Annotated in this window: 27 protein-coding genes; 12 read left to right on the top strand and 15 right to left on the bottom strand. The window is 67.5% G+C overall.

The window, feature by feature from the left end; all coding sequences use genetic code 11:
- Nucleotides 1-21 precede the first annotated feature (21 nt).
- Nucleotides 22-678 (bottom strand): biotin transporter BioY, encoded by a 657-nt coding sequence (locus FL344_RS03490; protein ID WP_141617512.1) that lies wholly within the window; start codon nt 676-678, stop codon nt 22-24.
- 242 nt (nt 679-920) lie between these two features.
- Between FL344_RS03490 and FL344_RS03485 the strand changes: the two genes are divergently transcribed.
- Nucleotides 921-1,388 (top strand): DUF2147 domain-containing protein, encoded by a 468-nt coding sequence (locus FL344_RS03485; RefSeq protein ID WP_011552285.1) that lies wholly within the window; start codon nt 921-923, stop codon nt 1,386-1,388.
- 50 nt (nt 1,389-1,438) lie between these two features.
- Here the strand turns inward: FL344_RS03485 and FL344_RS03480 are convergent, their stop codons facing one another.
- The 4 genes from FL344_RS03480 to FL344_RS03470 form a co-directional block, all read right to left on the bottom strand.
- Nucleotides 1,439-2,923 carry an ammonia-forming cytochrome c nitrite reductase subunit c552 gene (locus FL344_RS03480; RefSeq protein ID WP_141617511.1) on the bottom strand — a complete coding sequence of 495 codons (1,485 nt, stop codon included), beginning with the start codon at nt 2,921-2,923 and terminating at the stop codon, nt 1,439-1,441.
- Nucleotides 2,920-3,423 carry a cytochrome c nitrite reductase small subunit gene (gene nrfH, locus FL344_RS03475; protein WP_141617564.1) on the bottom strand — a complete coding sequence of 168 codons (504 nt, stop codon included), beginning with the start codon at nt 3,421-3,423 and terminating at the stop codon, nt 2,920-2,922. The genes FL344_RS03480 and nrfH overlap by 4 nt, the downstream gene beginning before the upstream one ends.
- Nucleotides 3,424-3,602: 179 nt before the next feature.
- Nucleotides 3,603-3,779 carry a hypothetical protein gene (locus FL344_RS38395; RefSeq protein ID WP_153881070.1) on the bottom strand — a complete coding sequence of 59 codons (177 nt, stop codon included), beginning with the start codon at nt 3,777-3,779 and terminating at the stop codon, nt 3,603-3,605.
- Nucleotides 3,780-4,181: 402 nt separating this feature from the next.
- Nucleotides 4,182-5,399 carry an MFS transporter gene (locus FL344_RS03470; RefSeq protein ID WP_141617510.1) on the bottom strand — a complete coding sequence of 406 codons (1,218 nt, stop codon included), beginning with the start codon at nt 5,397-5,399 and terminating at the stop codon, nt 4,182-4,184.
- 92 nt (nt 5,400-5,491) lie between these two features.
- Between FL344_RS03470 and FL344_RS03465 the strand changes: the two genes are divergently transcribed.
- The 3 genes from FL344_RS03465 to FL344_RS03455 all read left to right on the top strand — a co-directional run bounded on the left by FL344_RS03465 (nt 5,492) and on the right by FL344_RS03455 (nt 8,582).
- Complete coding sequence (locus tag FL344_RS03465; RefSeq protein ID WP_141617509.1) at nt 5,492-6,259, top strand: helix-turn-helix transcriptional regulator; 768 nt, start codon at nt 5,492-5,494, stop codon at nt 6,257-6,259.
- 476 nt (nt 6,260-6,735) lie between these two features.
- On the top strand, nt 6,736-6,918 hold the full coding sequence (locus FL344_RS03460) for a hypothetical protein (protein ID WP_020477576.1): 183 nt from the start codon (nt 6,736-6,738) through the stop codon (nt 6,916-6,918).
- A gap of 206 nt (nt 6,919-7,124) precedes the next feature.
- Entirely contained in the window at nt 7,125-8,582 is a 1,458-nt protein-coding gene (locus tag FL344_RS03455; RefSeq protein WP_228564750.1) for a hypothetical protein, read from the top strand.
- A gap of 86 nt (nt 8,583-8,668) precedes the next feature.
- Here FL344_RS03455 and FL344_RS03450 read toward each other — a convergent pair whose 3' ends face one another.
- Both FL344_RS03450 and FL344_RS03445 read right to left on the bottom strand, forming a co-directional pair.
- Nucleotides 8,669-9,172 (bottom strand): hypothetical protein, encoded by a 504-nt coding sequence (locus tag FL344_RS03450; RefSeq protein WP_141617506.1) that lies wholly within the window; start codon nt 9,170-9,172, stop codon nt 8,669-8,671.
- A 9-nt stretch (nt 9,173-9,181) separates the two neighbouring features.
- Entirely contained in the window at nt 9,182-9,967 is a 786-nt protein-coding gene (locus FL344_RS03445; RefSeq protein WP_011552292.1) for a helix-turn-helix transcriptional regulator, read from the bottom strand.
- 70 nt (nt 9,968-10,037) lie between these two features.
- Here FL344_RS03445 and FL344_RS03440 point away from each other — a divergent pair, with 70 nt between their 5' ends.
- Nucleotides 10,038-10,973 (top strand): DMT family transporter, encoded by a 936-nt coding sequence (locus FL344_RS03440; protein ID WP_140861626.1) that lies wholly within the window; start codon nt 10,038-10,040, stop codon nt 10,971-10,973.
- An 87-nt stretch (nt 10,974-11,060) separates the two neighbouring features.
- On the opposite strand, the gene FL344_RS39690 is transcribed toward FL344_RS03440, so the two are convergent.
- Both FL344_RS39690 and FL344_RS03435 read right to left on the bottom strand, forming a co-directional pair.
- Nucleotides 11,061-11,189 (bottom strand): hypothetical protein, encoded by a 129-nt coding sequence (locus FL344_RS39690; RefSeq protein ID WP_255508167.1) that lies wholly within the window; start codon nt 11,187-11,189, stop codon nt 11,061-11,063.
- 112 nt (nt 11,190-11,301) lie between these two features.
- Nucleotides 11,302-11,889 (bottom strand): 2OG-Fe(II) oxygenase, encoded by a 588-nt coding sequence (locus FL344_RS03435; protein ID WP_228564749.1) that lies wholly within the window; start codon nt 11,887-11,889, stop codon nt 11,302-11,304.
- Between the two features lie 170 nt (nt 11,890-12,059).
- Between FL344_RS03435 and FL344_RS03430 the strand changes: the two genes are divergently transcribed.
- Nucleotides 12,060-12,959: an alpha/beta fold hydrolase gene (locus tag FL344_RS03430; protein WP_141617504.1), complete on the top strand. Its 900-nt coding sequence runs from the start codon at nt 12,060-12,062 to the stop codon at nt 12,957-12,959.
- Nucleotides 12,960-13,008: 49 nt separating this feature from the next.
- Complete coding sequence (locus tag FL344_RS03425) at nt 13,009-13,563, top strand: AAA family ATPase (protein WP_141617503.1); 555 nt, start codon at nt 13,009-13,011, stop codon at nt 13,561-13,563.
- Between the two features lie 159 nt (nt 13,564-13,722).
- Here the strand turns inward: FL344_RS03425 and FL344_RS03420 are convergent, their stop codons facing one another.
- Entirely contained in the window at nt 13,723-14,487 is a 765-nt protein-coding gene (locus FL344_RS03420; protein ID WP_141589395.1) for a M57 family metalloprotease, read from the bottom strand.
- Nucleotides 14,488-14,761: 274 nt separating this feature from the next.
- Between FL344_RS03420 and FL344_RS03415 the strand changes: the two genes are divergently transcribed.
- Nucleotides 14,762-15,463: an endonuclease/exonuclease/phosphatase family protein gene (locus FL344_RS03415; protein WP_228564748.1), complete on the top strand. Its 702-nt coding sequence runs from the start codon at nt 14,762-14,764 to the stop codon at nt 15,461-15,463.
- Between the two features lie 177 nt (nt 15,464-15,640).
- Here FL344_RS03415 and FL344_RS03410 read toward each other — a convergent pair whose 3' ends face one another.
- Nucleotides 15,641-17,383 carry an amidohydrolase family protein gene (locus FL344_RS03410; RefSeq protein WP_141617502.1) on the bottom strand — a complete coding sequence of 581 codons (1,743 nt, stop codon included), beginning with the start codon at nt 17,381-17,383 and terminating at the stop codon, nt 15,641-15,643.
- A 198-nt stretch (nt 17,384-17,581) separates the two neighbouring features.
- Here FL344_RS03410 and FL344_RS03405 point away from each other — a divergent pair, with 198 nt between their 5' ends.
- A complete protein-coding gene (locus FL344_RS03405) occupies nt 17,582-17,842 on the top strand; it encodes a hypothetical protein (RefSeq protein ID WP_141617501.1) in 261 nt (86 codons plus the stop codon).
- A gap of 36 nt (nt 17,843-17,878) precedes the next feature.
- Here the strand turns inward: FL344_RS03405 and FL344_RS03400 are convergent, their stop codons facing one another.
- The 3 genes from FL344_RS03400 to folD form a co-directional block, all read right to left on the bottom strand.
- A complete protein-coding gene (locus FL344_RS03400; protein WP_090489845.1) occupies nt 17,879-18,685 on the bottom strand; it encodes a glyoxalase in 807 nt (268 codons plus the stop codon).
- Nucleotides 18,686-18,810: 125 nt separating this feature from the next.
- On the bottom strand, nt 18,811-20,043 hold the full coding sequence (locus FL344_RS03395) for an SGNH/GDSL hydrolase family protein (RefSeq protein ID WP_228564747.1): 1,233 nt from the start codon (nt 20,041-20,043) through the stop codon (nt 18,811-18,813).
- Between the two features lie 341 nt (nt 20,044-20,384).
- Entirely contained in the window at nt 20,385-21,263 is an 879-nt protein-coding gene (folD, locus tag FL344_RS03390; protein WP_141617499.1) for a bifunctional methylenetetrahydrofolate dehydrogenase/methenyltetrahydrofolate cyclohydrolase FolD, read from the bottom strand.
- A gap of 218 nt (nt 21,264-21,481) precedes the next feature.
- Between folD and FL344_RS03385 the strand changes: the two genes are divergently transcribed.
- The 3 genes from FL344_RS03385 to FL344_RS03375 all read left to right on the top strand — a co-directional run bounded on the left by FL344_RS03385 (nt 21,482) and on the right by FL344_RS03375 (nt 23,409).
- On the top strand, nt 21,482-22,291 hold the full coding sequence (locus tag FL344_RS03385) for a GNAT family N-acyltransferase (RefSeq protein WP_141617498.1): 810 nt from the start codon (nt 21,482-21,484) through the stop codon (nt 22,289-22,291).
- Nucleotides 22,292-22,372: 81 nt separating this feature from the next.
- Nucleotides 22,373-23,056, top strand: a complete 684-nt coding sequence (locus FL344_RS03380) for an iron-containing redox enzyme family protein (protein ID WP_141617497.1) — start codon at nt 22,373-22,375, stop codon at nt 23,054-23,056.
- Nucleotides 23,057-23,148: 92 nt separating this feature from the next.
- Entirely contained in the window at nt 23,149-23,409 is a 261-nt protein-coding gene (locus FL344_RS03375) for a DUF3892 domain-containing protein (protein WP_194862976.1), read from the top strand.
- 9 nt (nt 23,410-23,418) lie between these two features.
- Here the strand turns inward: FL344_RS03375 and FL344_RS03370 are convergent, their stop codons facing one another.
- Nucleotides 23,419-24,534, bottom strand: coding sequence for a LuxR C-terminal-related transcriptional regulator (locus FL344_RS03370; protein ID WP_141617495.1), 1,116 nt, complete (start codon nt 24,532-24,534; stop codon nt 23,419-23,421).
- Nucleotides 24,535-24,555: the final 21 nt, after the last annotated feature.

Raw genomic sequence — 24,555 nt, 5'->3', positions numbered from 1 at the left:
CACGGGGCTGACGTCGAGGCGTCAGACCTTGCGCGGCCCCACCAGCCGCCACGCGAGGGGCAGCAGCACGGCGGCGATGGCGGCCTTGAGGAGCCCTCCAGGAAGGAAGGGGGTGAAGCCGACGCCAACGGCCTTGGCCACGCCGAGCCGGGCGGACAGGACAAGCCAGGGCAGGCCGACCGCGAAGACGGCCAGCTGCCCCACGGCAAAGAGCGGCAGCGCGGTCCACGGCCGCCGGTCGAATCCACGCTGCGCCGCGAGCCCCACCAGGATGGCGGCTGGAACGAAGCCGACCAGGTAGCCACCGGTTGCCCCCAGGATGCGTTCCAGGCCGCTGGCGCCTTCCGCGAAGAACGGCAGGCCCACCGCGCCCATCAGGAGGTACAGGAGCTGCGCGGCCATGCCTCGCATGGGGCCGAGCGCCGCGGCAGCGACGATGACGCCCAGGGACTGCCCCGTGATGGGAACAGGTGAACCGGGTACCGATATTGAGACCTGCGCGAGCCCCGCCGTGAGCAGCGCGCCGCCGAGCACGAGCGCCACGTCGTGGGCCCGGGAACGCGCGAGCGCATCGGCGAGCACGCGGGGGCGAGGGCGGGCAGTGGCGGCGAGCGTCAGGCGGAGCCTCCAGAATTGGACACCGCGAGGACACGGCGCGCCGCTGGGGTACACGCTCATGTCTCGAGGTGCAACGCCGGAGAAACCCGCATTCCTCCGTCGAGTCTGCTCCTGGGAGCGCCTGGGCGGCTTCGATAACACCGCGATGAGACAGCCATGACGCGAGGCGGCACGTTTGAGCGGCGCACCGCGTGCCAGGAAGGGCTGCGTGCCGGCACGGCGGTGGAGTACAAACGAAGTGATGCGGGGCTTGGACGCATGGGGCCTCCTGCGTGAGCCCCCGCGCGGAAGGACACCAAGAGATGAACGCAACCCGCTGGTTTGGACTCGCTTCCCTGACCCTGCTGCTGGCCTCGAACGCCTTCGCCGAGGACAAGGCCCCCGCCGCGACCAATGCCGCCGTTGGCCGGTGGACGACCATTGATGACGAGACGAAGAAGCCCAAGTCCGTCATCGCCATCTACGAGGAGAACGGCAAGCTGTACGGGAAGATCGAGAAGCTCTTCCGCGAGCCCAAGGAAGAGCAGAACCCGCTCTGCGACAAGTGCGAGGGCTCGCTGAAGAACCAGCCCATCATCGGGATGACCATCCTTCGCGACCTGAAGAAGGATGATGACGAGTGGTCCGGCGGGAGCATCCTCGACCCGGCGAATGGCAAGACCTACAAGTGCAAGGTCGCCGTCGAGGATGGCGGCAAGAAGCTGAAGGTCCGCGGCTACGTCGGCATGTCGCTGCTGGGCCGCACCCAGTACTGGGTGCGCGCCGAGTAGCCGCTTCGGCGGACGGCGGAAGCGGCACCTCCCGCTTCCGCTCGCCGTGCCTACTTCGAACCCTGCTGCGTCTCACCCGCGCCATCCGCGGACACGGGCGTCAGCGGCGCCGGAGCGCCTTGAGGCCGCGTGGTGGGGCTGGTGGAGGCGCCACCACCGGGGCGCAGCGCGTTCTGGCCCAGGCGCGAGAAGTTGATGGAGTTGCTCAGGATGCGCACCGCCTCCTGGTCCGCGTGGAAGCCCATGGAGTTCTCCGCCTCCACGAAGTCCAGGTAGAACTGGGCACGCTTCTGAAGGTCTCTCGCCTTGGCGAGCGCCTCGTCGGACAGCCCCGCCTTCTGCGCGGACTCGATGTCATGGATGAGGTCCACCAGCGCATCCATGGCGATGTTCCGCGTCTCGAAGGTGCGCGTCTGGATGGTCTCCGCGCGCTGGAGCAGCTCCGCCTCGCTCCACTTGTGGCACGTCTGGCACGCGCGGTTGATGTTCAGCAGCGGGCTGCGCACCTGGTGGTCGCTGACCTTCATCGCCCCCTCGCGCATGAACGGCATGTGGCAGTCCGCGCAGGCCACGCCGCTCTTCGCGTGGATGCCCTGGTTGTACATCTCGAACTCGGGGTGCTGCGCCTTCAGCACCTTGGCGCCCGTGAGCTCGTGCGTCCAGTCGGAGTGCCCGTCCTCGTCGTAGTAGGCCATGATCTGATCGATGTTGATGCCCTTGGCCCAGGGGTACGTGAGGCGCTTCTCCTTGCCCTTGAAGTAGTACTCGACGTGGCACTGCCCGCACACGTACGTGCGCATCTCCTGGCGCGTCGCGTCCTGATTCACCCGGAAGTTGGGAACACCCTGGCTGGCCTTGAGCGCGGCGATGCCCTCGATGAAGCCAGGCCGCGTCACGCGCAGCTGCATCGTGGTGGGGTCGTGGCAGTCGATGCATGAGACGGGGTGCTCCACCAGCTTGCGCGCCTCCATGAAGGGCATCTGGTTCATCTTCTCGAAGCCCTTGATGAGGTCGCCGTCGCCGAGCTTCTTGTAGGGCACGTACACGCTGGCGTGGCAGTGGATGCAGGTGCCCGGCTGCTGCGTCACGTGCTGGCGCTCGGTGTAGACCTGGTCGTCCAGCATGTGCGCGTGGCCGCGCTCCTCGCGGAAGTCGGTGGCGAAGGCGTAGCCGCTCCACATCGTCACCAGCCGTGGGTCCTCCTCGAGCCGGCTCTGCGCGACGACGGTGCGTGGGTCCGCCTGGGACGGCGTGCGCGCCACGGCTTCACTGCCGCCATAGCGGGTGCGCTTCTGGTCCACCGTGCGCTTGTAGCTGTCGTACTGCAGCGGGAAGTTCCGCCCCCACACCTCCGGGTCGGTGATGGTGTCGTCCAGCTCCACCACCCGGTAGAAGGGATTCTTCGCCTCCTGCTTGCGCTCCATGATGTTGACCAGGAGCGCGGTGACGCCAGCGGCGGCCAGGGCGGCAGCCACTGCCACGGCAATCACCAGCTTGACGCCGCTGAAGCGCCGTTGCTTCTCGGGCTCGGTCATCGTTCAACCTCCTGATGGATGAGTTCGGGGTTCCCGGAGCCTTCGGGGTGCCCCACGGAGTTGTGGCAGGTGAGGCACTGCAGCGAGTCTGCGTGGGGCGTTTCGATGCTCTCCACGAGGCTGGCGTGGCAGTTCCGGCAAGCGTTCTCCGTCACCTGCCGGTTGGCGGGGCGGATGCGGATGGGGTCCGGGAAGGTGCCGGTGGTGAAGTAGAAGGAGTGCCAGAAGCCGTTGCTCGCCTTGTTGAGGTACTTGGGCACCAGCGCTGCCGGCGTGTGGCAGTCGTTACAGGTGGCCACCGCGTGGTGGCTGCTCTTGCGCCAGCCGTCGTACTGCTCGGTCATGATGTGGCAGTTGGCGCAGGCGGCTGGATCGTCATGCAGGTAGGCCGCGCCCTTCGCGTACGCGAAGGTGTAGCCACCGATGCCAATGGCCGAGCCCAGGGCGAGCCCCAGGGCCACTGCCAGGAGTGTGCGGGAGGCCGAGGACACGTGGAACACCGTATCAACGGTTGTGCAGACGGCCAGTCCCATCTCGCAATCGAGTGCGAATTTCCACGACGTTTGGGAGACCAGAGCCGGGTTACGAAATTTTTGCGCCCGCGTGAGAGGGTGCGCAGCATTTGCGTCGCGAAACACGCGTGGTGAAACCTCTGGATCCAAGGCACGGGCCCGGAGGTTCACGGTCCACTTCTTGGTCGTGCGGAGACAGCGAGGCTGAGATGCGTGTCGCCGAGGTCCTCGGTCAGCACTTGCTCTTCAAGTGGTAGCGACGACAGGCTGGCGTTGAGCGTGCCGCGCAGCTCGCGCAGCAGCAGGTACGCGCCGAGTGACTGCTGGGCCTCAAGGACGTCCACAAGGGAGGCGGTGCGCCGCGTGGCTGTGCACGCCGTCCGTGTTGAGGATGATGGCCTCGATGTCCGCAAGCATGGGGGACAGGGCCGGACCAGGACAGTCGAAGCCTTGGCGCGTGGGGCGCGGTGGCCACGTCGGCGACGCTCAGACGGAGGAACCTCCATCCGGTGTTGGAGCAACGGGGCGCCTGCATCGCGTCCCTCAGGGCAGTCCAACGCAATGACGGCCTGCTTGCGCTCGGCCAGGACAACCTCGAATACCTCCGAGAGGAACCCCCGCACCTGCTCTTCGTCGATGGCCACCATACGCTTCCTGGTGGCCGTCCTTCTGCCCAGGCGCCAGCTCCCTCGCACGTGGCGGCCAGGCAGGCGCTGGCTGATCCACTTGCTAGATGACGGGAGCCCTCAGCTCCGACCCCCTCCTGACGAACTACACAGGATTCGGGACTTGCCCCCCGGCGGCGACTCCTCACTCAACGCTCCTCTGCACCTCATTGGCCGGACGCTGACGATCGCCGCCAGCAGCGCGCAGACGGCCAAGGCAAAATCTAGGCGCTGCCCGTAGCCGGCAATCACCAGTCCCGCCCCGAGGAGGTTGTAGTAGAAGAGACTCAGGACTGCGCCAGCAGTTCCGAACCGATCAGCATAGGCTCGCAGGGCGATGGCCAGCACATTGGGGATCGCGACGGCATATGCGGACGAGATCAGCGTCACGCCGCTCAGGAAGGCCAGGCTCTGCGGCAGAAGCGCGGTGAGCAGGATGACGAGCGCGGTCCCCGCCCCCAGGAGGAGGACGCCGAGCGCGATCAGCGCTTCCGCCGTCCAACCGCGGCGCAACAGGGCACGGTTCATCAGCGCCCCCGCCAGCGCACCGGCGGCGAGCAGGAAACCGCTCTGGCCGAATGAGAGCCAGGGGGTCTCCAACCCGGCAAAGAGGAAGGGGCCAAGCTGGTACCAGGCGAAGATCGCGGCATTGAATGCGGCGATCAGCAGGGTACAGCGCCAAATGCCGGGATCGCGGAGCATGACTCGGAAGGTGGGCCAGAATGGGGCGACAGACAAAGTAGCGGGGCGGGTTTCAGGCCAGCGCCAGAGACTCAACCCGAGCATGAACGCCGCAAGCAGGCCGAGGGCCGCGAAGACGCCACTGTGACCGGCTTTGGCCGCAAGCAGTTGGCCTGCGAAGAGGCCCACCGCCGGGCTGATAGCCAGCGCCAGCCCAAGCACCGCGAAGACCCGGCCCAGCTCCGGCCCAGCATGGCTATCGCGTAGCGCGGTCTGGGTAACGATCGATCCAACCGCCGCCCCGAAGGCGGAAATAAGCCGTGCGGCCAGCAAATGTGAGAAATCACTGGCGACCATGGCCCAAGCCGCACCCGCCGCATAAAGTGCAAGGCCCGCAAGCAGCGCCGGGCGGCGGCCCCACAGATCGGAGAGCCGGCCCCAGGCCACCACGCCGAAAGCGAAGGCTGCGAACCAGAGTGACAGCGTCTGGCCCGTCTCGGCTGGGGTGACGCGATAGGCCGTAGCGATCAGCGGCAGGGCTGGGCTGTAGATGGTTTCAACGATCTGCGGAAAGCTCAGGAGCAGAATGGCGAGCAGGAACGGCGGACGGGGGGACATGGCAACCTCAACGACGATTCGCCATCACGTCTAGCCGTTCGGGCCTCCGCGTATTACAAACGGAAAGACAATTTCCATCGGAAATCGGACAAGTGCCCTGGCTAGCGCCCAGCGACCCTTTCGACCCCGACCAGCAGGCGGCGCCGGTCAGCGGCATCGCCTCGCTGCTGGTGCGCCACGATTCCGGCCTGCACAGCCATCAAAGAGGGCAGCTCCTCTTCGCCTACGCCGGCTCGATCCGCATTGCGCTACCCGGCATGATTTCGATGCTGCCGCCGATCCGGGTTGCATGGATTCCGCCAGCGACCGCGCATCGCGTGTTGATCCGCGGTGAGGTGGAATATCGCTCGATCTATCTCGACACGTCCCGCATCGCGCCCCCGACCGAGGGGTCGGCGATCCTGTCGATGACACCGCTTCTGCGTGAGGTGTTCGAACGGATCAGCCATGCGCCCTTTGAGACCGACTGGAACCAGGGGGCTGCGGCGAACCTGCTGGCGGTCTGCCTTGATGAGCTGCGGACGGCCCGGCGCGAGCCGATGCTCTTGCCGGTGCCGAGCGATCCGCGCCTCTCGCGGCTCAATCTTGACGAATTGCCGCCCGAACTCTCTGGGCTCGCGAACCTGGTGGGAGCCAGCGCTCGCACGATCACTCGCATCTTCCGGCGCGAGACCGGTATGAGTTACCAGGCTTGGCGGCAGAGCTGGCGGCTTCTGCGGGCGGTGGACTTGCTGGCCTCGGGAGAGAACGTGAGCGGGGTGGCCTTCGATTTGGGCTTCGCCAGCGACAGCGCCTTTATCGCCTTTTTCCGCCAGATGACCGGCGAAACGCCAAGGCGGTATCTGCGCGGCAGGACATGACCACATAGAAAGCCAAAGCATGCTCAGTTTCGAGGGTTCTCGTCGTGGGGGCGAAGATGGCACCCGCCAACTTGCCACGGCGGAGGCATACGCGCCCTGAGCGAACGGCCTCTCTGAAGGTGGCATCCCCCCACCGCTGCGAGCTGACGGCAAGCCGAGGCCGGTCAGGTGCGGGAGCGCCGCTTCGGTAGACAGGTTGGCTCCGCTGCCTGCTTCCGTCCCTCAACCGTTCGCACGTACTCCACAGGGCTTTCCACTGGCGGCGCTGAAGGTGGGCACCGCGCCTCGCGTGGCATTCGAGGCGCGGTGCTTCGTCGAGACGAGCTGCTGACCCGTGCGGGACGGGCGACTGCGGGGCCCACCCGGCGTTCACCGTCATCCGCTCCATCGCGCGTACGGTGACGTAGGGCACAAAGCCCGCGGCGCGTGAGCGGGTGTATGCATCCGCGACGTGCGCGGAGTGCGTGGCGTAGTCGGTGGACTGGTGTCTGGCCACCAGCTTCGGCGAGGCCACGGCCCAGGAGCTGCTGGACACCTACGGCCGGCGCTTCACCACGGAGGAGACGTTCCGGGACGTGAAGGACCTCAAATTCGGAATGGGCCTGAAGGCGGTTCGCGTGAAGACGCCGGAGCGCAGGGACAGGCTGCTGCACATCTGAGGGGATGCCTCAGGGAATGCCCCGCATCGCGCAAGCATCATCCTGGCACCGGCGCCGACAGGCCCGTCATGACAGGAATGTCACGGCAATCCCGACTATGAGGCCAAGGGTGTGTCGGAAACCCTTGAAAACACCGGGGGGCTGGGTTGGCGCGGTCGTTGCTGATGCGGGGGGCACTGTCTACCCACCCCAAGGAGCAACGCCCCATGCAGAACTCCAGGTCCTGGCTCGCGGCCGTCGCGGCTGTCGCATTCGTCGCGACGGGCTGTGATTCCGATGAAGCTCCCGATGCGAAGAAGGTCGCCGACATCGCCGCTTCCCGCTCTGCGGAGACGCTGCGAGGTGTCAGCAGCAGCATGAAGACCGTGAGCGGCTTGTCGACGCTCAATGGCCTGGACGACGCGATGGCGCTGTTCGGTGCGGGCTTCGAGGGCGTGCCGCTTCCGGGGCGGCAGGTGGGCGACGAAGGCGAGGCGCTGTCCACCTTGTTCGACGCGGATGAAGTGGATGCGCAGGCGGGCGAGATGGAGCGGTTCCTGCGCGAGCGCGTCTTCACCGAGGCCAACGTGGAGTCCACGGAGGACAACGCCACCGTCTTCCGCTTGAAGGGCGAGCAGATCTGTACGGACGGCAGGGAGCCTGCGGACGCGGACTGTGTCCGCTTCGTGGATGATGCGCAGCTGCGCGTTCGCGCGACGAACCTGGGGGACGACTCCCTGGAGCTGGAGTTGCTCATCGGCGCGAACCGCGCGGAGCCGCTGGCGCTGCGCTTCCTGCCGAAGACCGTCTCGCTGGTGGTGGACCTGGGCGGCCTGAAGAGCGCGGTGGAGCAGCTCGACGCCGAGTCGGCGGGGTTCCTGCCGAAGGTGATGGTGGGGCAGGTCGAGCTCAAGGCGACGAAGGAGGGCGAGTCGCACTGGATTGTCAGCGCCTCCATCCTGGACGCGCTGCGGCTGGAGCTGGCGCTGGAGGGGAGCACCTTCGCGTTCTCCTCCGCGCGGGCCGCGCCGCTCGTGTCGTTCGAGGCGGACGGCCAGGCGAAGCGCGCGCGCTTCTCGCTGGACCTCAACACCACGGAGGTTCGCCTCCCGTACACGGGCTTGGCGCCGGCGCTGCGTGGCAAGGATTGGACGGTGTCCCTGGCCGGCATCTCGTACTCCGTCGAGGCGACGGAGAATCAGACGGACTTCGTGGTGAAGAACCTGGGCCTTGGCGACGCGCAGACCCACGTGAGCCTGGGGAACGACAAGCTCTTCGCGCTGGACCTCAACGAGCAGTCGGGTCGGCACTTCGACGTGACGCTGACGCGCGGGGCGGACGGCGCGCCGCTGCTGAAGGTGCAGCCGGAGTTCGACCTGGTGACGCGCTTCTACCTGGCGCCGCTGAAGGCGGACCCCGCGTCGGAGATTCCCGCGGCGTATGAGGACGCGACCTATCGGCTGCGTCTCAGCGGGGGCGCGGGGGGACCGAGCCTGCGCGCGGCGCCCGCCAACAGTGCCACGGGCTTCAAGGGCGGCCTGGAGGTGGTGACGGGCGAGCTGCTGCTCTCCGCGAATGACTCGCAGGTCGTCGTCGCCCAGGGGCAGTGCCTGGTGGGTGCGGAGCCGGCTTCCGAGAACGATGCTTCGCTGTTGTCGTACCTGCGGCAGGGCAGCTGCGAGTAGTCCTTCAACTCTTCGATGCCGCACGTGAGGGCCGCGCCCATTCCAAGGGGGGCGCGGCCCTCGTTTTTTCAGCGGGCGATGGGGGCTCACTCAGGTGGGACTTGTTCCTGGCGTGTGAGGACCACTTCCCGGGCTGCATCGTCGAACGAGAGCACGGTGGCTTCCACGCGGGCGTCGAGCGGGGGAGGGGTGGGGTTGTCGTGTGGGTGGTTCCAGGAATCGATTCGCCCGGGGAAGGTGACACCGATGTCGAGGTGACAGTCGAAGGAATCGCGCAGGATGACGGTGCCTTGGACCTTCGTTGCGACAGGAAGCCGTTCCTTCAGGTCCTCCCACGCCTGGGCTCGGTCCCGAGTCCAGTAGCGTCCGAGGCGGGGGCGCAGTTGCTTCCGCCGGGACCAACGGTCCTGCGTCAGGACGACCCAGAACAGCCCACCGCCAATGAGCGGGCCGGGAAACAGGCCCAGGACGAAGCCCCCCACCGCGCCTGCCCCAGCGCCCAGGACGCCCGCCCATTGGTAGCCGAACACCGCGCCCACGCCGCTTCCAACAACGGCCCCTGTCAGGGATGAGCATTCAATGAGATTCATGTGCGACCCTCACGAGGCCACGAAGCCGTGGCCCCGGACCTTGTCCGGCGTGGTGCCTGTCATCCGCCGGAACATCGCGATGAAGGCGGAGGCGCTGCTGTAGCCCAGGTCGAGCGCGATGGCCTCCACGGAGTGGCCCTGCTCCAGCCTTGCGAGCGCCTTGACCACGCGCAGCCGCTGGCGCCACTCGCTGAACGACAGCCCCAGGTGCTGCTGACAGCGCCGCTCCAGCGTCCGCTCCGTGGTGTGCAGCACCCGCGCCCATTCGGCCAGGGAGCGCTCATCCTCCGGGTGCTGCTCGAGCGCAGTGAGGACCGGCTCCAGGAGCGAGTCATCGGACATGGGCAGGTAGCTCCCATGGGTGGGGGCCAGCGTCAGTTGGTCGATGAGCACCCGGAACAGCCGGCGCTCGGCGCTCGTGCGAGGCTGCGCCAGCTCATGCGCGCGGAGGTGCTCCAGCAATGACTTCACCAGAGGGCTCACCGCCAGCGCGCACGTCGTCTTGGGCATGCCTCGGCACCACGCCTGTGCGAGGTAGAGCGAGCAGTGGCTCGCCTCGAACCGGTTCATGCCCCGGTGCTCCACGTCGGGTGGAAGCCAGATGCCGTACTGCGGTGGCGCCAGGTAGTGGCTGCCAGCCAGCTTGAGTTCCATCACCCCGCTGAACGCGTAGACGAACTCACCCCAGGGGTGCCGATGCCGGGGGTATGTCGCCGCGGCAGGCAGGCTCGCCGTCCGGAAATACACGGGGTGTGGAAGGTTTGTGGTGAAAGGAACCTGGAGCTGCTTCGCCATGGCGCCTTCTCGGGATGGGTTGTCGGAATCTCGCTATATCAATCAGCCCCGTCATGCGCAGGATGGTCGCATGAGTTCTCACCGGAAACCCGCGGACGGCTTCGCGCTCGCGAGCATGCTCGCGTTGTGCGCCATCTGGGGCATGCAGCAGGTGGCCGTCAAGCTGGCCGCTCCCCACATCCCCTCCATGATGCAGATGGCGGTGCGCTCGGGTGTGGGCGCGCTGCTGGTGGGGCTGTTGTGCTGGGTGCGCGGCGAGCGAGGGCTCTTGCGCCGTGGCCCCTGGCGTCCAGGGCTCGTGGTGGGCGCGCTCTTCGCCCTGGAGTTCCTCTTCGTCGGCGAGGGACTGCGCCACACCCACGCGTCGCACATGGGCGTCTTCCTCTACACCGCGCCCATCTTCGCGGCCCTGGGCCTGCACTGGCTCGTGCCTGCCGAGCGGCTGCGGCGCACGCAGTGGTTGGGCATCGCCGTGGCTTTCGCGGGCATCGCGCTGGCCTTTGGCGGTGGCTGGCTCCAAGGCGACATCAGCCCGGGCGTGCTCTGGGGCGACGCGCTGGGGCTGCTGGCAGGACTGGCCTGGGGGGCCACCACCGTGGCCATTCGCGTGTCGGCGCTGTCTGATGCGCCCCCCACCCAGACGCTCCTCTACCAACTGGTGGGCGGCGTCGCGCTCCTGCTGCCGGTGGCCCTGCTCACCGGTCAGGCCGGCCCGATTTCAATGGCGCCCATTGCCTGGGCAAGTCTGTTGTTTCAGGGCGTCATCGTCTGCTTCGCCAGCTACCTCACCTGGTTCTGGCTCCTGCGCCGCTATCTTGCCTCCAACCTGTCGGTCTTCTCCTTCATGACGCCGCTGTTTGGCGTCAGCGCGGGCATCCTGGTGCTGAATGAGCAGGCGGATGGCTTCTTCGCCGTGGGGGCTGTGTTGGTGCTCACCGGGATTCTCATCGTCAGTGGTTCGAGCCTGCTTCGGCATCAGCCCGCGCTGAAGACGGGGACGACCTGAGTCTTCCGCATCAGGTTCCACGAACTCCCCGGGGCGGATGTCGGACCCGACGGCGCGAGGCCCCTGGAGACGTCGCGGCGGGAGTGTCTACGCTCCCGTCAACCGGCTGAGCGTGAAGGGCGTGCGGTCCCAGGTCCCGCCGGGCATCGCAATCTGGGATGAGGCCGTCGCCGTCGAGGGAGCACGGATGGTGCTGTTGATGGTGAGCGAGCCCATGGCCTGCGTGCTCGTTGATAGAGCGTCAGGTGCGCAACCTGGGTCTTCCCCTGGGTATTGAAGGTGATGCCCCAGCCTGGCTGCTGCGCGTTGTGCCAGGCACCACTCAAGGTCATGAGGCCGGGCGCCGATACATGAGTTCGGTGCGCAGCGCGTACTTGCGGCCCTGGGTGACGGTGGCGCCCTCGTGAAGCAAGCGGTGATTGAAGAGCAGCGCGCTGCCCGTGCGCGGCGTCACGGAGTGCCCAAGCGACAGGAAGTTCGTCGCGCCTCCGCCCGGACATTCATTGAGGTAGACCATGAAGGTGAGGAGGCTCCGCTCGTCGCGAGTCCTCACGAAGGCGCCGTCGAAATGCGGGGCGAAGTACTCACCCACGTCATACCGGTAGCAGCGCAGGCGCTCATTGGCACCACAGAGAGTCCACTCATGTTCGAGCCGGTGCGGCACACGCGGAGCGGCACGCTCGAACAACGTCTGCGCCAAGAAGACGTCGTCGAACATCACCCGGGAGTTGTTCCGGATGTCGGGGCGCATCACGAAGCCCGCGGAGGTGGTGATGGGGGCCGCCGTGGGCCCCTCTGCTTCAATCCGTTCGATGAGCGCGGCGCACTCCTCCGCGCTGAGCAGGTCACCCAGGACGATGACGAGCGGGTTGTGCGTACCGAGCACATCATCCGGGTTGGGCAGGACGGGCGTCATGGTCATCGCGAGGCGGAATGAGGGGGCGGCCACGGCCGGGCCGTGGGGCGGACTCTATCCCGGTTGACCCGCGAGCAACCGGGCGACGGCACCTGGCATCCATCCACGGGGTGACTCCGGGGTGACTAGGTTTTCGCCGAAAGGCAGGCGCTGGTCAGGGAGGTTCATGCATGCCGGCGGTCCATCACAGGACGGTGGAAGTGGAGGGTCTCGAGATTTTCTACCGCGAGGCCGGGCCCGAGGATGCTCCGGTGGTGCTCTTGCCGCACGGCTATCCGTGCTCGTCATTCCAGTTCCGCAACCTGCTGCCAGCGCTCTCGGACGCATGGCGGCTCATCGCGCCGGACGCGCCGGGCTTCGGGTACAGCGCGACGCCGGACCCGAGCCGCTTCAGCTACACGTTTGACGGGTACGCACGCTTCCTGGAGCGGTTCGTGGAGACGCTGGGGCTCAGGCGCTACGCGCTGTACCTGCATGACTACGGCTCGCAGTTTGGCTTCCGGCTGGCACTGCGCGCGCCCGAGCGCGTCGCGGCGCTCGTCATCCAGAACGGCGACATCTACGTGGACCAGTTCGGACCGAAGTACCGGATGCTGAAGGAGTCCTGGGCGAATCCGACGCCAGAGCGCCGAGCGAAGTTGATGGCCGCGGTGAGTGAGGACGGCTTTCGGGACGAGTTCATCGGTGAGATTCCCGAGTGCCTCGTCGACCGCGTCAGCCCGGACCTGTGGACGTTGTCCTGGTCCCTGGTGGAGCGCTTCGGCCGGAAGGAGAACCTGGTCCACCTCCTGGAGGACCAGCGCACGACGCTGGCGTGGATGTCCCGCTATCAGGCGTATCTGCGCGAGTATCAACCCCCGACCTTGATTCTGTGGGGGCCCCACGACGGCTACATGCCGGAGGGCGCCGGACGCGCGTACCTTCGAGACGTACCGGACGCCGAGCTGCACGTCCTGGACGCGGGACACTGGGCGCTGGAGACGCACCTGGACGAAATCGCGTCCCACATGCGGGGCTTTCTCCAGCGCGTGCATTCGGTGCACAGGGAGAGCAGCGCCTACCTCTTGTGAAAGCCGCGAGCGGTTTCGTCGGTGAATTCGAGACGCTACGCTGAGGTCCATGAAGGCGAACCGAATCGTCCTCGTGTCGGGCCCGTCAGGTGCTGGCAAGTCCACCGTGGCACGTGGACTCGCGGAGCAGTCTCCCCTGGCGCGTGCGGTCCACCTGCATGCCGACGACTTCTATGCCTACATCCGCAAGGGTGCGCTGGCTCCATGGCTGCCAGAGTCCCACGCTCAGAACACCACGGTGATGAAGGCCCTGGCGGCGAGCGCGGCGAGTTATGCCGTGGACGGGTATGAGGTCGTGGTCGATGGCGTCATCGGCCCTTGGTTCTTCGAGCCCTGGCTTGTCGCCGCCCGGACGCATCGGCTCGACTTGCGCCTCATCGTCCTGCTTCCGGGCGAAGCGGAGACGGTGGCGCGTGCCACGAGGCGTGTCCACGCGGACGCACTCACCGACGCCGACGTGGTGCGCAACATCTGGCGTGGCTTCCGCGAGGTGGCCCTCCCCGAGGGGCATGTGCTCGACACCAGCAATCAAGACGCCGCGGAGACCGTGGGCGCCGTTCGCCGTGGGTTGACGGACGGGCGCTTCCGGCTGGAGTCACCGTAGGGCCTCGGTGCGTTCCGCGCGATCGTTTGCCCTCCAGCAGGACCTTCAGTCGTTCCAGGCCCGCTGTGACGGCTTCCGCGTCCCGACCAAACGCCTCTGCGGACATACCGCGGCGGCGGATGATGCGCCTCATGTGCAGGCGCATCATCCCGCAGCATCTCAGTACATGAAGTTCAACGCGACGATGTCGGAAGGGGTGAACTCACCGTCGGTGCCAGATGGGTAGCAGGTATTCATGATGGACCCGCCTGGCGTTGCCCCCGTTGGCGTTCCGGGGATGTGCAATGCGCCCGTGCCCGTCGGCTCCATCGCGCCACTGCCACAGCTGATGCTCGGGTTGAAATGGTCCGTGTGGCGGAGGCCCAGCGTGTGGCCCAGCGCATGGGTGATGACATGCTCATTCACGTCTACGCCGTAGCTGTTCAGGCCGGTGCCAATCGAAATCGCCCCATAGGGAAGTCCTCCTGAGGGAAAGCCCGCGACGTGACCACTCCCCGCCATGGTTTTCGCGGTGATGTTCGCGGTACAGCCGGTGGCCGGGCCTCGAACAAAGGTAATCCTGAGTCCCAAGACATTGTAGTTGGCGAGTGCCATATCGAGACCTTGGATGAGCCGGACATAGCTCCGGAACTCCGTCGTGGGATTGACGCAAATCCTCGTCACGCTGGAGCCGACGATGTTGGTCGTCATGTAGTGCTCTTTGCTTCCCTCTCCGCGCTGGAGCATCTCCCGGGAGGCCGTGAGTGGCACATGTGCGTCGCCCCCGACGTAGACGGCGTCATCGACGACGGTGATGTCGTCGGGGCGAAACCCTGCCTCGGTCAGATTGGAGAGGAGTTCAGCGTTCCCTGCATGCGAGTCGGGCCCGCAGCCGGACAGCAATACGCCACAGTTCAACATCAGGACTGCCGCTCTCTTGAACATGGTTCGATGGGCTCCTGTCGTGAATCGGGTTTCTGCGCTGCTCGCTCGAGCAAAGCATGGCGGAAGTCGAGGCGGCACCGTGCCTGGCCACTCCCTGGGTGACTCCCGTCACCCATCATGCAGGAGGCTGACCATGACGGGCCGGTGCGGCTTCCCTGCCACAGGCACGGGGCTTGCTGGGAGTGGGGGGATGTGTCCTTCCAGCCTCGTGCTCACGTGGGTCCTTTCCCTCCAGGAAAGTGTCGCGCCTTCACCGCCCAAGCCAGTCACGGTGATGACCTACAACGTCCTCTACTCCGCTCCCGAGGAGGACGTGGAGAAGTCGCTCGATGTCATCGAGAAGGAGGCGCCCGATATCCTGTGCCTGCGTGAGCTGACGCCGAGATTCGCCAGGGCCTTTCGGAAACGACTGGGGAAGCAGTTCCCCCACGTGCGGCTGGTGCCGCGAAAGGGAACCTGGGGTGTGGGTATCGCCAGCCGGTATCGGCTGCTGCGAACGGAGCACTTCCCTCAGACGCCACACCGGATGCCCGCGCTGGAGGCGGACGTCCGGCTCGGTGAGCGTCGGGTGAAGGTGGCCTGTGTGCACCTGATGGCGCCAGGTGCCAGGCATCAGCGGGCAGATGACCTGCTCACTTCCATGGAGAAGAACGCGGTGCTTCGGAAGAGCCAGGCGGAGGCGCTGATGCGGCGCTATGCGCGGTGGCGAGGACCGGTCCTGCTGCTGGGGGACATGAATGAAGGCCGCTCAGGTGAGGCCATGGAGGCCTTCGCCTCCGCGGGTTTCCAGCACGCTTGTGACGGACCGGATGCCGCCTGCGGTGCCACCTGGCCTGGCTCTGCCTCCATCCTCCCGAGCGTCGTCGAAATCGACCATATCCTTGGCCGCGAACTTCGCCTGAGCGGTGCGAAGGTGCTGCGTGCGGGAGGCTCGGACCACGATGCGGTCCGGGCGACGCTGGACTTTCCACCGTGACGTTCCGTGGACCGGGGGCCGGTTCGCCGATGTTTCATCGCTAGAGGCGACGGAAGGTGAGGGCATGGCGCGAAGGGCGCCGAGCCCACCAGGGCCGTGGGCCGCCTGGGAGGGATTGGCTGCCGGCGCAGCAACGGGCCACCACGCCTTGATTTCAGGTCCGGCGTGCTCCGAGCCTCAAGCCTGGGCGCGCAGCACGCCGCCGAAGCCGCGCTCGCGGCCCAGGGCCGGTGACACGCCGGCTTCATTCACCGCTTCGCGCCCGGAGATGAGCACCGCCTTCACCGCGGCGTCGTTGCGGTTGACCAGGCGGACGAAGCCCCCGAAGTTCTCCATGGGCGCCTCGGCCACCTTGTCGAGCTTCGCGTCCAGGCCGTCGGGCTGGATGACCACCAGGTCCGCGCGGCGGCCCTCCGCGAGCACGCCCGCATCCAGGCCGAACCACCCGGCCAGCTCCCCGGTCAGCCGGTGGACGGCGCGCTCCACGCTCATGAATGGCTCGCCGCGCTTCTCCGCCTCGCGCACCAGCCGAAGCAGCCGCAGGGGGAAGTTGTAGTGCGCCATGTTGCGCAGGTGCGCCCCGGCGTCCGAGAAGCCCATGAGGATGTCCGGATGCCGGCAGATGCGCTCCAGCTCCTCGCGCCGGTCGTTGGCCATCACCGTGTACCAGCGCAGGGCGTCTCCGTGGGTGGAGATGAGGTCCAGGAAGACGTCCACTGCGTCACGCCCCTGCTCCTTCGCCACCTGGGCGAAGGACTTGCCCACCACGCCGGCGTCGGGGCACTGGAGGATGCGCGACTCGTTGAAGTCCCGGTGGAAGGCCCGCGGCAGGAAGCGGTTCGTCCACTCGCGGCGGAAGCGGCTTCGGTACTCCGGCGTTCGCAGCAGCCCCGCGCGTGAGGCGGCGTCCTGGAGGTGGAGGGCGGCGGCGCCCGCGCCGAACTCCTCGAAGACGACCAGGTCGATGCCGTCCGCCCAGAGGTCGAAGATTTCGGGCAGGGCCTGCCACCGGAAGTCCGCCCCCAGCAGCCGGTTGGCCACCTGGGACAGCACGCCGATGAGGCGGTGGATGCCCCGGTTGGCGCGCGTGTCCATCATCGAGATGACGGTCGTCTTGAGGCTCGGGCGGAACAACCCGATGCTCTCCAGGAAGAACAGCACCACGTTCACCTTGGTGCTGATGTTGGGCACGCCCTGGAAGACACGGCCTCGTTCGCGGAGCAGCCGCGTCAGGCGGCGGTATTCGCTCCAGCGGGCATAGGTGGACGGCAGCGGGCGGCTGCGGATGTCGCGCGAGCCGCCCATCTTGTCCCACTTGAGCGTCATGATGGACAGGCCCACGTAGCCGAGCTCGAGCCCTTCGCGCACCAGGGACTCCATGGCGCGCAGCTCGTCCTCCCGTGGGCGCAGGCCGGGCTCCAGGCTGCGGTGCAGGCCCATGGTGTGGGCTCGCAGCGCGGAGTGCCCCAGGAAGGACGCGACATGGGGGCCCAGCGGCAATTGCTCCAGGTGCGTCAGGTAGTCGCCGAGCGTGTTCCACGTCTTGCGCTCCTCCAGTAGCGACCGGACAGTCTCGTAGGGAATGGCCTCCACGCGGCAGAACATGTCCGCCAGGTCCTCGGGCGTGCCCAGCGCGAGGCTGAGCGAGCAGCTTCCCATCAGCACCGTGGTGACGCCGTGTCGCACGGACTCCGACAGCGAGGGCGCCAGCTCCACCTCCGCGTCGTAGTGCGTGTGGCAGTCGATGAAGCCCGGTGTCACCCAGTGGCCGGTGGCGTCGATGACGCGCGTATGTGGGGCGCGCGGAATCGGTGCTTCCGAAAGCGTGGTGACAGTGTTTCCCCGGATGCCCACATGGAGCTTGCGCGGGGGATTGCCCAGACCATCGAACACGAGGCCGTTCTCGACGATGAGGTCCATGCACGGAGCCTAGGCCCCGTCGATTGTCAGCTTCCACCCAGAAGACGCGCCGACAGTTCTCTCCCGCACATGCTGGCGTGGATGGCATTGCCTGGGCGCACCAGGGGAGCGCTCGGCCCCCGGGCAGCCGCTCCGCAGGGGCGTGACTACCTTGGCCTGCGGAAGGTGCGAACGCACCAAGAGCCAAGGAGGCGTGCAATGCAAGGCAAGGGTTGGAAGTGGCTCACGCTGGTGGGGCTGGGGGCGTCGCTCGCGGCGTTCACCGGGTGTAATGAGCAGTCCGCGCGGGAGAACTCGCGGCAGGTGGGCCGTGAAGTGGGGGAGGCGACGAAGGAGATTCAGGAAGGCGCCCGGGAGGCCGCGAAGGACGCCCATGGCGCGGCCCGGGAGGCGGCCCAGGGGTTCAAGGAAGGCCGGGGCGGCTCGGGGAATCCCGACGCCGGCGTCGACGCTGATTGAGGATGGGCGCGAGGGACTGGTGCGAGGCTTCCGACGCTAGCGCCGCCGCCGCGGGGAACCCGTGCGTTGGGACGGCGCCGGGTCGGGCCTGGTTCGGGCGAGCCAGTCCTCCAGGCGCTCCGCGGCCTTCAGCTCGTCGGACAACTGGCTCCGTGCCTCCTCGGGAAGGGGCAAGGCCTGCAGTTGCTGCTTCAAGGCACGTCCCGTCGTGGCATCCCCCAGGGCAATCGCCAGCTCCATCCGGGCGGCCAGGGCACGAACCCTGTCCACCACGGGCGCCTCCGCCTCATACCTGGCGAGTCCGATGTCGAGCGCCCGCGCGGCGGCTTTGTCGTCATTCTTGAACTCACGCAGGATGCGCGCGTTGTCGATGGCCTTCGCCAGTCCCGTGAGCTTCTCGGAGCCGCCGTACTCCAGGTCCTCCGGCTCATCGCGCTGGATGAAGATGATGTTGTTGCCAGCGGGGTCAATCAGCGAGAAGCGGCTCTGGCCGGGCCTGAACCGGGTGATGCGAGGCCTGCCCGTGGCCAGCACCTTGCCGTACTTCGCGCGCAGCGCGTCCGTGAAGGCCCGGTGGTAGGGCTCCACCGAATCCACCATGACCAGGCAGCCACCCGAGTTCTCTTCGCTCGGGTCCAGGCTCTTGGCGCCCTTGCCGAAGTGCAGCTCGATGTCACTCCAGCGCAACGCCAGGTACAGGTACGGCTTGGTCATCTGGTACGTCACGGTGAAGCCGAGCGCCTGGTAGAACGCCAATGTTTCGTCAGCCGAGACGCAGGGAAGCAACGGAACAGTCGTTTCCTTCCCGCTGATGGCGGTGGCCTTCGTCTCATGGGTAGGCATGGCCCGATGATAAACGAGCGACGTTGCCGGGGCACCTCTTCGCGTCATGCGCCAAGGTGCCTGTTCCTGCGTATGGCGGCGCTATGAGACGCACATGCGTGGCGGCTCGCGGCGCACGAAGCCGCTCAGGGCCGCACGACGTCCCGGATGAACCGGGTCAGCGCCTCCGCCATCTTCTGGTGTGTGGCCGCCGACGGGTGCCAGTCCTCGCCAACGCCGTCCACGTTGGGATTCTGCACGGCCATCACGTGCCGGTAGACGCGGGCGTCTCCCTGTTGCTGTCGCTCTGCTACCAGCTCGGTGAGCCAGTCACCGACATGGACCGAAGTCGTCGTGCCGTTCTGCTCGAGCTGCTTGTGGCCGTCCGACATGCTCCCCAACGTGCAGACGAGATGGGCGCGCGGGTGGAGCGCCCGCAGCCGCGTGAGGAACGCGCGGTAGGCGGATTTGAAGGCCGCTTCGTCCGGAAGGTAGGCGTCGGTGCCGCTGCCGGCGAACGTGTCGTTGGTCCCCGCGTTGACGACAATCACATCGGGCGACGGGCCAGAGAAGTCCCAGGCGACGCCGTGGCCGGGGACCGCGAGCTCGTAGAGCGCGGGCACCAGGCCGGACGTGGACATGTCCAGGTTGCGGTACACCCCGTGGCCCGAATAGCAGATGAGCGCCGCCTCCGCGCCCAGGTTCCCCGCGGTGAGCCAGGCATAGGTGCGCCGGGGGTTCTGGTTCTTCGAAGTGAAGGTGGGCGCGGTCCAGGAGGGCGAGTTCGGGATGAGGGCGACGTCGCTGCCGTAGCCACAGGTGACGGAGTCCCCAACGAACTCCATCCGGAGTCCCGAGCGGGCGGGCGGCTCCCGTAGCTCGCCATGGACCTCCAGTGCCACGAGCTCGCTGTGGCCGACCAGGGACTCGGTGCGCTTGATGAGTTCCACCGTGTGCAGCCCCACCTCCAGGCCGGTGGCGAGCAGGTAGCTGGACTGATGGCGGCTCACCGCGAGCTGGCGCGCGGGCGCCCCGTCAATCACGACATCGAAGTAGGTGGTCCCCACCTCGCCACCCTGGCCCGCGTCGTGGAGCTCCATCCGAACGGCGTCTCCCCAGAAGCGGGCGCGGATCGTCACTCCGGGGTGGGAGAAGACGACGCCGGTGTCCGAACGGTACATCCGGCCGTGGTACTGCACGCGTGCGTCGGAGGCGGGAATGCGCACCCACGCCAGTGCACCCGCGTCGGGCGCGAGCGGCGGGGTGTGCGAGGCTGACTTGCACCCACTCACCAGCAGTCCGACTCCCACGCTGGCGAGCAACAGGCCGCGCGCCAGGGCCGCCCCGATGCCACGCACCGCATGAAGGGTGTTCCTCATGCGCTCAGTGGATATCGCAAGATGGACACGCATGCGCTGGGGGAGCAGGGCACCCGGGCGTCCAGGGGCGTCAGCGCGGGCATCGGGCGCCGTGCCGACACGAGGCTCGGCACGGTGCCACATGGCGCGCTACGGGCCGGTCAGCCGGTGGAGCGGCAGGGATGGATGGCTCCACGTCCCGCCGGAGAAGCTCATGTTCAGGGAGGACGGCAGGGCGCTCGGAATGCCCGTCGCGCCGTTGGTGGTGAACGTCCCCGCGGGCGTCGGGCGATTGCTTCGTGGCCGTGCGAGTCCGCCTCCGGGCCTGGGGGCGTACGTCCAGGCCCGGACTGCTGGCGGGCTCACCGGGTCTGGGCCTGCCGCGCGGCCTGGAGCGTGTTCGCCAGCAGCATGGTGATGGTCATCGGCCCCACGCCGCCGGGCACCGGGGTGATGGCGCTGGCAATGGGCTGGATGGCATCGAAGTCCACGTCCCCCACCATGCGGTAGCCGCGCGGCGAGCTCGCGTCGGACACGCGGTTCTGCCCCACGTCGATGACGACGACGCCCGGCTTCACCATGTCCGCGGTGATGAGGTTCTGCTTGCCCACCGCGACGATGAGGATGTCCGCCTGCCGCGTGTACGACGCGAGGTCCGGCGTGTGGCGGTGGGTGATGGTGACGGTGGCGTCGGGGCCCGGCGCCATCAGCAGCGACGCCAGCGGCTTGCTGACGATGAGGCTGCGGCCCACGATGACCACGTGCTTGCCCCGCGTGGGAATGTCCTCGCGCCGGAGCATCTCCATGATGCCGGCGGGGGTGCAGGGCACGAAGGCCCGGGGGTCTCCGACGAAGGCGAGCCCAGCGTTCACCGGGTGAAAGCCATCCACGTCCTTCGCCGGATGGATGTGCTCCAGGACGGCCTTGTAGGGCAGGTGGGCCGGCAGCGGCAGTTGCACCAGGATGCCGTGCACGGACGGGTCGGCGTTCAGCCGGTCGATGACGGCGAACAGCGCCTCCTTCGACACGTCCTCGGGCAGCGTCAGCGTCTGGCCGCGCATCCCCAGGGCCTCGCACGCCCGCGTCTTGCTCGCGACGTACGCCTGGCTCGCGGGATTGTTGCCCACCAGCACCACGGAGAGCCCGGGTGTCACGCCTGCGGCCTGGAGCGCCGCGACGTCCTGGGCCATCTCCGCCCGCATCACCCGGCTGATTTCGGTTCCATCGAGGGTCCGCGCCATGCGCGGCTTCTTACGCCAGATTCGCCAGGTTGGCGCAGCGCTTCTTCGCGGTGACCACCCCGGACGGTGTCCTGGAACACGCTCCCCGTCGTACCCCGCGGGCCCTGGATTCGCGGGGAGCAAAAAGAGCAGGGCCCGCGCGCACTCGGGGCTTGGGCGGCGAATGAAAGGGCGAGGACGGCGCGACGCCGGACCCGCTTCGCTTCCCGGAGAAACCCATGACGTCCATGCATTGTCGTGTTGCCACCACCCAGCGCGAGCTCGATGACGCGGTCCGGGTCCGCTGGGCCGTCTTCGGCGGAGAGCTGGGGTTGATGACGGGGTGGATGCCGCCGTCGCGTCGCGAGGTGAGCTGTTTCGACACGCTGGACACCACCGTGCACCTGGTCGTCTATGCGGATGCGGCCCCGGTGGCCACGTTGCGGCTGCTGCTGCCCAACCCGGAGGTGGCGGATGCCATCGGCGGACGGCTGGGGCTGGAGCTGGAGCAGAAGCTGGACCTGTCCGACATGGTCCGCCCGGGCATGGTCGTCGCGGAGACGTCGCGCTTCTGCGTGCTCGACGGCTGGCGCCACTCCGAGGCCGTCACCCGGCTGCACGCGGGCATCTACGAGGAGAGCCGGCGGCGCGGCGTGACACACTGGATTGCGTCCGCGAACCTGGACACGGATTCGCGCGAGGACGCGATGCTGTCCTGTCAGGTGGCCGCCTACCGGGGCTGGATGAGCCAGCGCTGGCGCGTGGACGTGCCGGAGCCGGTGGATGCACCCGCCATCCCCAGCAATCCCTACTACACGCCCATGGAGCGGCTGCGCGCGGAGCAGGGCCTGCTGGACGGCTTGCGCGTGCCGAGGGCGCCCATGCTCTTCGCCCGGAAGATGGGGGCGCGCTTCATCTCCGAGCCCCTCTACGACGCCAGCTTCCGTCGCTTCACCCTGCCGCTCATTGCCGCGCTGGATGAGATTCCCTCCAGCACCCTGGCGCGCTTCAACGCGCTGGCGCAGCACCCCCTTCGCCGCGCCGCCTAGGCCGCTGGCGCTTCTTCCTTCCCTTCACCTTCAACGCGCAGCAGCCGGGGACCGGAAACGGCCCGGAAACAGGAGACGTCCGTGAACACGCAAGTGCAGAACCCGACGCAGGTGGACTGGGTGGCGGTGCTGGAGCAGGAGGCCCGCGGGCTGGTGGCCGCGCTGGACGCGCAGCCCGACGCCCGTCGCCTCTTCGACGGCACCATCGACACCGAGGGCTACATCCACTACCTGATTCAGACCTACCACTATGCGCGCTGGAGCACGCCAATGCTGGCGGAGGCGGGCCACCGGCTCGAGCGCCAGGGCCGGCACCCGCACCTGGCGGAGCTGCTGGTGCAGAAGGCGGGAGAGGAACGCGGCCACGAGAAGTGGCTGCTGTCGGACCTGAAGAACCTGGGGTGCCCGGAGGTGCGCGTGGAGGCCGCGGCGCGGACTCCCGCGGTGGACGCCTACACCGGCTGGAACTTCTTCACCTCCCGGTCCGGTGTGCCGACGGCGGTGCTGGGGACCGCGTACGTGCTGGAATACCTGTCCCAGACGCGAGCGACGGGTGTCGTGGAGCGTCTGATTGCGGCCGACGTGATTCCGAACATCCGCAAGTCCGTCACCTTCCTGCGCAGCCACGGCGCGCTGGACGGGGACCATGTGGCGGAGATGGAAGCGGTGCTGCGGACGCTGACGGACCCCGAGGACCAGGCGGCGGTGATTTTCTCCGCCCGCGCCACGCGGTGCATCTACCCGGGTATCTTCCGCGAGCGCTGAGGGCCGCATACCTCCCCGGTGGTAGAGACAGTCCCGCGCCTGAGGGCGATCCTCCCCTGCGAATCGTCGTCCGCGAAGTGGGAGGCGTCTTCATGCGCTACATCACCCAGATCCGTCTCGAAGGAGGCGCGCTTCACGAGCACATTGCCCGCCTTCGCTGGAAGGAGGGCAACGAGGTGGGTGAGGGCAGCCGCTTGGAGCTGGTCCAGTGGCTCAAGGCGGGGGGCGATGCCCGGGTACAGACGTGGCCCCGGGACGTGAAGGTCGAGGTCATCGACGCCCGGCCTCCGTACCTGCGCACGAAGGCCAATGGCGTCCTCACGGACAACCTGCTGGAGCTGCCGCGCTTCTGAAGCGCCGCCTCAGACGGGCTTGTTGAGGTGCGCCGCCTGGTAGAGGAAGTCCGTCCGGTTATCGACCTGCAGGCGGCGGAAGATGTCGCGCACGTGGGTCTTCACGGTGTCCTCGGAGAGGCCCAGCTCGCTGGCAATCTGCTCGTTGGACCAGTTGTGGAGCATGCCCCGCGCGATGTCGACCTGCCGGGCCGTGAGCTGCATGCGCATGGTTTCGGGGAGCGGAATCGACAAGGGAATCTCGTTCAGAATCAGGGCCCACTGACGCGGGCCTTCGGTTTCGGGAAGCTCGACGAACCGCACCACGCGGTACGACTCCCCGTGGAGGGAGACCCAGAGATTGTTCTGGAGCTGCGCGTCCGGCGTCATCCGCGTCAGGGCCTCCAGCCGCTCCATGAGGACGAGCGGAATCCCCGAGGAATGGAGGTCCGAGGGCTTGAACCACCGCTCCAGCAGCGTGGCGGCCCGGCGTGAGCGCAGCACCTCGTGGGAGGGCGGCGCCACCACGACGTAGGCGGCGTCCGGCCGGCTGTAGAGCTCCTCCAGGAGCCGGGAGCCCGTCGAGGCCGTCTGCATGTCGCGGCAGTTGCGCACCGCGTTCAGCAGGTGGGGCGTGAGGCTCGTCAGGAAGGCGGCGTCCTTCTCCGAGAAAGCCAGCCGGCGGTCCCGGTAGAGCGTGAAGGCTCCCAGGAGTTGAGGATAGACGGGCAGGAGCACCGCCATGACGTGCTCCAGGCTCAAGTCCAGCTCCCTGCTGCGCTGGTAGAGCGCGCTGCGCTCCAATTCCTTGCGGGTAATCATCTCCGAGTCCCGGAGGACCACATTCGGCTGGGCGAAGATGGGGGCCCGCACGAAGTCGGAATCGACCCACTTGGAATACTCATCCAGGAGGGCCAGCCGGTAGCCGGGGACCAGCCATTGGAACTCGACGATGGGGCCCAGGTTGATGAGGCACAGGCCCACGTAGTCGGCGGGTGTCAGCTCCAGCAGGGGCTCCCGGGCGGATTCGAGCGCTTTGGGGAGGGACAAGGTGCTGTTGAGTGCCGCGATGACTTTGTCCCGGAGCAAGAATTCATGGGAGGAGAGGTTCATCGACGCGAGCTTCCTTCCTGCCTGGTCAGGCAACCCTGCGGGTCCGTTTCTGTG

Origin of the sequence: Myxococcus sp. AB036A (assembly GCF_006547355.1) — a bacterium.
GTDB classification, from domain to species: Bacteria; Myxococcota; Myxococcia; order Myxococcales; family Myxococcaceae; genus Myxococcus; species Myxococcus virescens.
The sequence above is the reverse complement of the archived record's forward strand: the minus strand, read 5'-3'. Positions and strand labels throughout refer to the sequence as shown.

Bases quoted from the DNA above. Each gene is read 5' to 3' on its own strand.
- FL344_RS03455 (WP_228564750.1), top strand. From the start codon at position 7,125: ATGCAGAACTCCAGGTCCTGGCTCGCGGCCGTCGCGGCTGTCGCATTC.
- FL344_RS03450 (WP_141617506.1), bottom strand. From the start codon at position 9,172: ATGAATCTCATTGAATGCTCATCCCTGACAGGGGCCGTTGTTGGAAGC.
- FL344_RS03420 (WP_141589395.1), bottom strand. From the start codon at position 14,487: ATGTTCAAGAGAGCGGCAGTCCTGATGTTGAACTGTGGCGTATTGCTG.
- FL344_RS03375 (WP_194862976.1), top strand. From the start codon at position 23,149: ATGCGCTACATCACCCAGATCCGTCTCGAAGGAGGCGCGCTTCACGAG.
- FL344_RS03410 (WP_141617502.1), bottom strand. From the start codon at position 17,383: ATGGACCTCATCGTCGAGAACGGCCTCGTGTTCGATGGTCTGGGCAAT.
- folD (WP_141617499.1), bottom strand. From the start codon at position 21,263: ATGGCGCGGACCCTCGATGGAACCGAAATCAGCCGGGTGATGCGGGCG.
- FL344_RS03430 (WP_141617504.1), top strand. From the start codon at position 12,060: ATGCCGGCGGTCCATCACAGGACGGTGGAAGTGGAGGGTCTCGAGATT.
- FL344_RS03480 (WP_141617511.1), bottom strand. From the start codon at position 2,923: ATGACCGAGCCCGAGAAGCAACGGCGCTTCAGCGGCGTCAAGCTGGTG.
- FL344_RS03405 (WP_141617501.1), top strand. From the start codon at position 17,582: ATGCAAGGCAAGGGTTGGAAGTGGCTCACGCTGGTGGGGCTGGGGGCG.
- FL344_RS03485 (WP_011552285.1), top strand. From the start codon at position 921: ATGAACGCAACCCGCTGGTTTGGACTCGCTTCCCTGACCCTGCTGCTG.
- FL344_RS03440 (WP_140861626.1), top strand. From the start codon at position 10,038: ATGAGTTCTCACCGGAAACCCGCGGACGGCTTCGCGCTCGCGAGCATG.
- FL344_RS03425 (WP_141617503.1), top strand. From the start codon at position 13,009: ATGAAGGCGAACCGAATCGTCCTCGTGTCGGGCCCGTCAGGTGCTGGC.
- FL344_RS03395 (WP_228564747.1), bottom strand. From the start codon at position 20,043: ATGAGGAACACCCTTCATGCGGTGCGTGGCATCGGGGCGGCCCTGGCG.
- FL344_RS03490 (WP_141617512.1), bottom strand. From the start codon at position 678: ATGAGCGTGTACCCCAGCGGCGCGCCGTGTCCTCGCGGTGTCCAATTC.
- FL344_RS39690 (WP_255508167.1), bottom strand. From the start codon at position 11,189: ATGGGCTCGCTCACCATCAACAGCACCATCCGTGCTCCCTCGACGGCG.
- FL344_RS03470 (WP_141617510.1), bottom strand. From the start codon at position 5,399: ATGTCCCCCCGTCCGCCGTTCCTGCTCGCCATTCTGCTCCTGAGCTTT.
- FL344_RS03435 (WP_228564749.1), bottom strand. From the start codon at position 11,889: ATGACGCCCGTCCTGCCCAACCCGGATGATGTGCTCGGTACGCACAAC.
- FL344_RS03445 (WP_011552292.1), bottom strand. From the start codon at position 9,967: ATGGCGAAGCAGCTCCAGGTTCCTTTCACCACAAACCTTCCACACCCC.
- FL344_RS03415 (WP_228564748.1), top strand. From the start codon at position 14,762: ATGACCTACAACGTCCTCTACTCCGCTCCCGAGGAGGACGTGGAGAAG.
- FL344_RS03385 (WP_141617498.1), top strand. From the start codon at position 21,482: ATGACGTCCATGCATTGTCGTGTTGCCACCACCCAGCGCGAGCTCGAT.
- FL344_RS03400 (WP_090489845.1), bottom strand. From the start codon at position 18,685: ATGCCTACCCATGAGACGAAGGCCACCGCCATCAGCGGGAAGGAAACG.